The organism is Fulvivirga kasyanovii (assembly GCF_009711405.1).
GTDB classification, from domain to species: Bacteria; Bacteroidota; Bacteroidia; order Cytophagales; family Cyclobacteriaceae; genus Fulvivirga; species Fulvivirga kasyanovii.
Genome location: NZ_SMLW01000628.1, coordinates 22,407 through 29,334 on the forward strand (window position 1 = coordinate 22,407; position 6,928 = coordinate 29,334).

General features: G+C 43.0%; 1 protein-coding gene. It reads left to right on the top strand.

Translation table 11 applies throughout. From position 1 onward, the window contains the following. Positions 1-55: 55 nt before the first annotated feature. The coding region (locus tag E1163_RS21100) for a non-ribosomal peptide synthetase (RefSeq protein ID WP_155174450.1) at positions 56-6,928 on the top strand (6,873 nt) is incomplete at its 3' end.

Genomic DNA, 6,928 nt, shown 5'->3' on the forward strand with positions numbered 1-6,928 from the left:
ATCGACTAAAGATCAGCTTTAAATAGGCAGAATAATTTTAGTGAAGTAAAAAATCATGGATACAATAAACATAGAACCAACGGTCCAATTTCCATTAAGCGAGGGACAGGAAGCATTATGGATTGCCCAACAGATGAACCCGGGTACCCATGCCTACAATATTCCTTTAGTCTACTGGCTGGCTGATACTACTGACCTAAAAGTTTTAGAAAATAGCTTTCAGGAGGTAGTTAAGAAGCATAACCTGTTGGCGGCACGGATTCAGATAGATCAGGGCCGACCGGTTCATATGCTCAATGGAGATGAAAAGGTATTTTTTACCGTGGTTGATGCAAAAAACGAAAGCGATGCCAGCTTGATCGACAGGATTAGAAAAGAGAGTAAAGAACCCTTCGATCTGGAAAATGAATCACTGCTTAGGGTTAAAGTTTATAAACGAGTGGATAATCGATATGCTCTGCTGATTCTGGTTCATCACCTGGTGTTTGATGGAGCTTCAGTCGCTATATTGTTGGAAGATTTGCTTACGTCTTATTATGCTCAGAAAGGGCTCGACACACCTGAATCCACATCTTCCGCGCCAGGTTTCTCTCAGTTTGTTGAGTGGCAACAAGATATGCTCAATGGCCAGGAAGGGAAAAGACTAGCCAAATTTTGGACTGAACAAGCTTTTGATCAGCTTGACCCGAAAATATTGCCCACTGGCTCTTCATCAGGAGCAAACAATCGTTCCGCAGGAGCATTATACTCAGTTAAAATAAATCAGGCATTGGCTCAGGAGATGCGCGAGCTGACCAGAAGCAAGGGACAGACTTCGTTCGCATTGATGCTCAGTGTCTATTACATACTGCTGTACAGATACTCCGGGCTAACATCCATGGCAGTAGGTATACCCATGATAGGACGACCCGGGATGAAGTTTGAGCGGACCATAGGCTGCTTTATCAATATGGTAGCCCTGCGCTGTGACTTATCAGAAGATTTAACCTTTAGTGCTTTATTGAAGCAGGTTAGTGACAACATATTTGATGCTTATGATCATAGCCACTATCCATTGTATACTTTCAAGAAAGCATTAAAGGCCAATCACCGTTCTACGGACCTTTTTTCCACTGCCTTTTATTATCAGAAGATAGAAGAACTGAAAGTAAATGATCAGGAAGGAATACTTGGTGAAAGAATAGAAAGCCTGAGACAAGTTGGTGAATTTGATCTTACCATGGAGGTGGTTGAATATCCTGACAGCACATTTGAGGTGTTTTTTAAATATGATACTAACCAGTATGATGAAGACCTGATTAAACAGTTTAGTAATCACTTCATCAGTTTGCTGGAAAGTAGTTTACGCGAACCGGATAGCCCCATTCAATCTATAGGTTTTGATACAGTTGAAAAAGAGATGATCAGTAACGCTGACATGAATGTTCCACAAGTCAAAACTTTACCGAGCGTAGTAGATCTTATCCGTGATCAGGCATCTAAAAGGCCGGATGATGTTGCTGTAGTTTTTGGAAACAACAGTCTGACTTATCATGAGCTATTGGAAAGAAGTGATCGGGTGGCAAAGTATTTAATAGCCGGAGGTATCTCAGGTGCTCATATCGGAATGTTTGTTGATCGTACCGAGAATTTGTTACCAGTACTTATAGGAATACTTGCTTCAGGTAATGCTTTCGTTCCCCTGGACCCAATGTATCCAAAAGAAAGGTTGGTGCATATGCTTGAAGATGGTGGAGTGCCTCTGGTTATCACAGATGACAACCTTAAGACAAGACTGCCGGAAGGAAAGCACAATTTCATTACCTATGAGGAGATCCTACAAGCTAAAGGAAGTCAGGCTGATTTGCCCACGGATATTCAGGGAGACAGCCCTGCCTATATCATATTTACCTCCGGGTCCACGGGTAAGCCAAAAGGCGTAGTGATAAGTCATAATAGCCTGAGCAATTTCCTGCTTTCAATGCAGAAACGCCCGGGTATATCAGAGACAGATCGCTTACTCGCAGTGACTACAGTCTGTTTTGATATAGCTTATCTTGAGCTTTTCTTGCCTCTGATAGCCGGTGCAGCAGTAGAAATTGCTTCAAGCGTGACCACCAAAGACGGAATACTCCTTAAAGAAAGGTTAGACAGTGGTGACATTACCATTATGCAAGCTACTCCGAGTACCTGGAGAATGATTCTTGCCGCTGAGTGGGAGGGGTGTGATAAACTGAACCTACTGTGTGGAGGTGAAGCGCTGAGCGCAGAGCTGGCGAAGTCACTAATAGAACGTTGCCGTTCTTTATGGAATATGTACGGCCCTACCGAAGCCACCATTTGGGCCTCAGTAGCCAAGGTAGATGCAGATGCAACCATTAACCTTGGAGAACCGGTTGATAACATGGACATGATGGTGTTGCAGGAGGATGGAGCTTCCTGTGCCGTCGGAGTGCCCGGAGAAGTTTATATCAGTGGTGTAGGACTGGCCATTGGCTATTTGAACAGGCCCGTGGAATCTGCTGAACGTTTCGTGGAAAGAAAAGTAGGTGGAGTAAAAAAACGACTTTATAAAACGGGTGACCTGGGAAGATATATCGAAAGCGGCCATATAGAATATTTGGGAAGAATAGACCAACAGGTAAAGTTCAATGGCCATCGCATTGAGTTGGGAGAGATTGAGCTGGCATTACAAAAAATAGAAGGTATAGCCGATGCAGTGGTGGTAAAGAGAGAGGAACGATTAGTGGCCTTTTTGAAAAAGGATTACCCTAATAAGGAAATATCAGAAACCGAACTCAAGAATAGTTTAAAACTGACTCTTCCGGAGTATATGGTTCCAACTTTATATCATTGGATCAATGCTTACCCATTGACATTGAATAATAAAGTGGACAGAAAGGCACTCGTTGAAAAGTCCTTATCCGATTTATCAATAGTTACTGATGACAGGAGAGAGGTACCGCAGGAAAAGCAAAATACAAAGTATACACCTGAACAAGAGCAAATAGAGCGTGAGTTAATACAAATCATTGCAGAAGAGCAATCCCTTGACGTTAATCAGGTAGGAAAGGACAGAAACATTGGAGATTTCGGTTTTGATTCAATAGGCTACACAGCCCTTGGAGTCAAAATAAGTAAGAAGTTCAATAAAAAAATTACACCGGCTACATTCTTCGAGCACCAGACCATAGCAGCTATTGCATCCCATATAGTATCAGGTGATAGAGGAAATAATCCTCAGAATAATATAACACGCAGTCAAAGTGAGTCTTCGCATAAAAGAAAACAAGAGTCACTGGCTAATGAGCCAATAGCCATTATCGGTATGGGTGGAAAATACCCCCAGGCAGATAATCTTCAGGAATTCTGGGAGAAATTAGAAGCTAATGAAAACCTGATAACAGAGATTCCTGTAAACCGATGGGATTGGAGAAAATACCAGGGAGACGTACACAAAGAGCAAAATAAGACCAACTCTAAATGGGGCGGTTTTATTAAGAACTTAGATAAGTTTGACGCCTCATTTTTCGGCATATCGCCACGAGAAGCGGAGTTGATGGATCCTTTACAGAGGATCATGCTGGAAATGACCTGGAATACCTTCGAAGATGCAGGTTACAAACCAGCAGATTTCTCAGGAAGCAATACCGGAGTCTTTATTGGTTGCGTAAGTTCTGATTATACAGAATTGATCCTGAATAGTGGCTGCGAAATAGCACCACATACAGTTTCGGGAATGGCTAAAACCATGATTGCCAACAGGCTTTCTTTTATACTCAACCTTAAAGGGCCAAGTGTAGTAGTAGATACTGCCTGTTCAAGTTCTTTGGTGGCAGTACATCAGGCACTTGAGTCTATCCGTCACGGACATTGCGATGTTGCCTTTGCGGGAGGAGTTAATATCATGTTGAGCCCCTTTGGGCATATAGCATTGGCCAAGAATGAAATGCTGAGCCCTGACGGTCTTTGCAAGGCTTTTGATGCATCAGCCAACGGCTATGTACGAGGCGAGGGAGCTGGTTTGATTATGCTGAAGCGATTATCTGAGGCTGAGCGCGATGGAGATTACATTTATGGTGTCATTCGCGGTTCAGCAGAAAATCACGGAGGGCGTACAAACTCACTTACAGCACCCAACCCGAATGCTCAGGCCGATCTGATCATTAACGCTATAGAACAGGCACAGATTGACCCTGCCACTATTAGCTATATGGAAGCTCACGGTACGGGCACTGCATTGGGTGATCCTATTGAAGTGAATGGTTTAAAACAAGCTTTTCAAAGGTTACAGGAGTCAACCGGGAACAATGAGGCGGCAGTGGCGCATTGTGGTATTGGATCAGTAAAAACGAACGTTGGACATTTGGAGGGAGCCGCAGGGATAGTAGGCTTGCAGCGTGTTATTCTGTCCATGAAAAATCAAAAAATAACAGCCAACGTTCACCTCAATCAGGTTAATCCACACATTGATTTGGCAGATAGTCCTTTTTACATAGTAGAAGGAACCAGAGACTGGACACGACTTAAAGATGAGGCAGGAGATGAAGTTCCAAGGCGAGCAGGAGTAAGTTCATTCGGGTTCGGAGGTGTTAATGCACATATATTACTTGAAGAATATATTGATAGTAAAGAAATACAGGCTAATTCTATCACAGGCCAATACCTTATAGTACTTTCTGCAAAAGATAAAGATCAGCTAAGCCGGAGGGCATCACAACTTAAAACCTATTTGCAGCAAGAGGGCAGTGATCATACGCTGGCAGATATCGCTTTTACCCTGCAAAAAGGCAGAGAAGCCATGGAAGAGCGCGTGGCTTTTGTGGTTGAAGATATTAATTCCACAATTCAAAAATTAACGGCAATTGTTGAGAATAAGTCAGATGAAGACATATTTACAGGAAGCCTGAAGAAACTTTCAGTAGATAATGGTCTTATTGAGGATCTGACAGAAATAGATGATTTTCAGGATATTCTGTTGACGCGTTTGATGAGCAAAGGAGATATCAGGAGCCTGGCCAGGTTATGGGCGAGAGGTGTTGATATTGAATTTGAAGAATTATATGACAGAAAACCAAATCGAATTCCCCTCCCTGCATATCCTTTTAAGCAGGTAAGACACTGGATATCTGTGGCAAATAAAAACCCACTGATTGATGGTTTAGTACCAAATGATGAACTGCATACGCATGTATTTGAGAAACTACTTAGCAACCAGCAAGATGTTGTAAAAGACCATGTAGTTGCAGGCAAATGTATATTTCCCGGAGTAGGATACCTTGAGATGGCCTATGAGGCGGCTAGTCAGCTCAAAAAAGGTCCTTTCAGCATATCGAATGTTTACTGGCTTAAGCCTTTGATTATTGATGAAGATGTGAAGGTGAATGTAGTGCTAAAGTTGAACCAGGAGCACTACGATTTCGAGGTACTTAGTGCAGAAGGCGAACTTCATACCAGTGGGAGATTACAACTATCATCCAATACCTCACAGGAATACATTGCCCTTGAAGCCCTGCAGCAGCCACGCCATGAAATAAGCTTTGAGAAATTCTATCAAAGCATGCAGGAGAAAGGTGTGTTTTACGGACCTTATTATAGTGTGATCAAGTCATTTTGGATTACCGGAGATGAGGCTCTGGGACTTATAAATGTCGATGAAGCCTTTGCCCATGAGCTGGATGATTACCACCTCTCACCGGCACTTATGGATGGTGTTTTGCAAACGACCGCTACATTGATGATGCACCTGGAGGCTGAAAAGGGTCTAAAAGTGCCTTTCAGTGTTGGACAGGTTGAATTTATGGCCAAGCCACAGTCTGTATGCTACGCTTATGCTATCAAGTCAAAAGACGGTAAATATCATGGAGCTATTTTAAATCAAAAAGGAGAGGTATGTATTAAAGTTCATGATGTTATAAACAGGGAATTGGATAATTCGGAAGTTGCTCAATCCAATTACTATAATTTACAATGGAAACGTGTTTCATTAGAAGTCAATAAACCAGATAATGATGGTCAACGACTAAATACACTTTACATTCATTCATCAGATAATGAAGAGCTGGCAAAAGAACTAGCCAAGGTTATCTCTGATAGCAAGGTATCGTTTTTATCCGTTGACGAAATTGTAAATGCAAAAGCTGATAACGGTCTGTATGGCATTACTGGAATGTCAAAAGTACTTGAAGAGCAGGGGCGAATAGATAGAATTATATATTTGGGAGGATTGCAGACTACGCCTTTGCACCCTGAAGACACAACACAGGGAGTTTTACACGCTGAGCAGAGTGTTAGAGGACTGTTTAGAATTTTCAAGTTTTTACTTGAGCGTAAACAACTTGAGGGACCTTTGTCAGTATTTGTGTTGACCAATGATACCTGTTCGGTCATAGGGTCTGAAAAAATCCAGCCGTTCAGTGGAGGTCTGTTAGGTATGGCCCAAACCCTGGATAAGGAGTATCCCGAAGTTAGCATCAGGTTACTGGACCTGAGTCTGGCTGATTCTGATATATCCTCAGCAGGCATACAGATAAAACAACTGATGCCTCAAATGAAGGAGTTACCTGTGTTACTGGCCCTTCGAGGCGGACAGGTGTATAGAAAAGAACTACACCCCATCCACTTACCAGCTGCAGGAGTAGACCGATTCGAGTCAGGCAAAGTCTACCTGATCATCGGTGGATCCGGCGGATTAGGTCGTGTTCTGAGCGATCATATTACCGATAAACACCAGATAAAGCTGATCTGGGTAGGGCGCAGTGCCCTGGGAGAGGAGCAGGAAGCCCTTCGATCCCGGATAGAATCGAAAGGGAGTGAGCTGACCTATATCCGAGGCGATATAGGCGACCCTAAGCGTTGCGAAGAAGTTTTCAGACAAGCGAAGTCCGCCTATGGCGTTATCCACGGCGTTGTCCATTCAGCCTTAGAGCTACGCGACAAACGCCTGGAG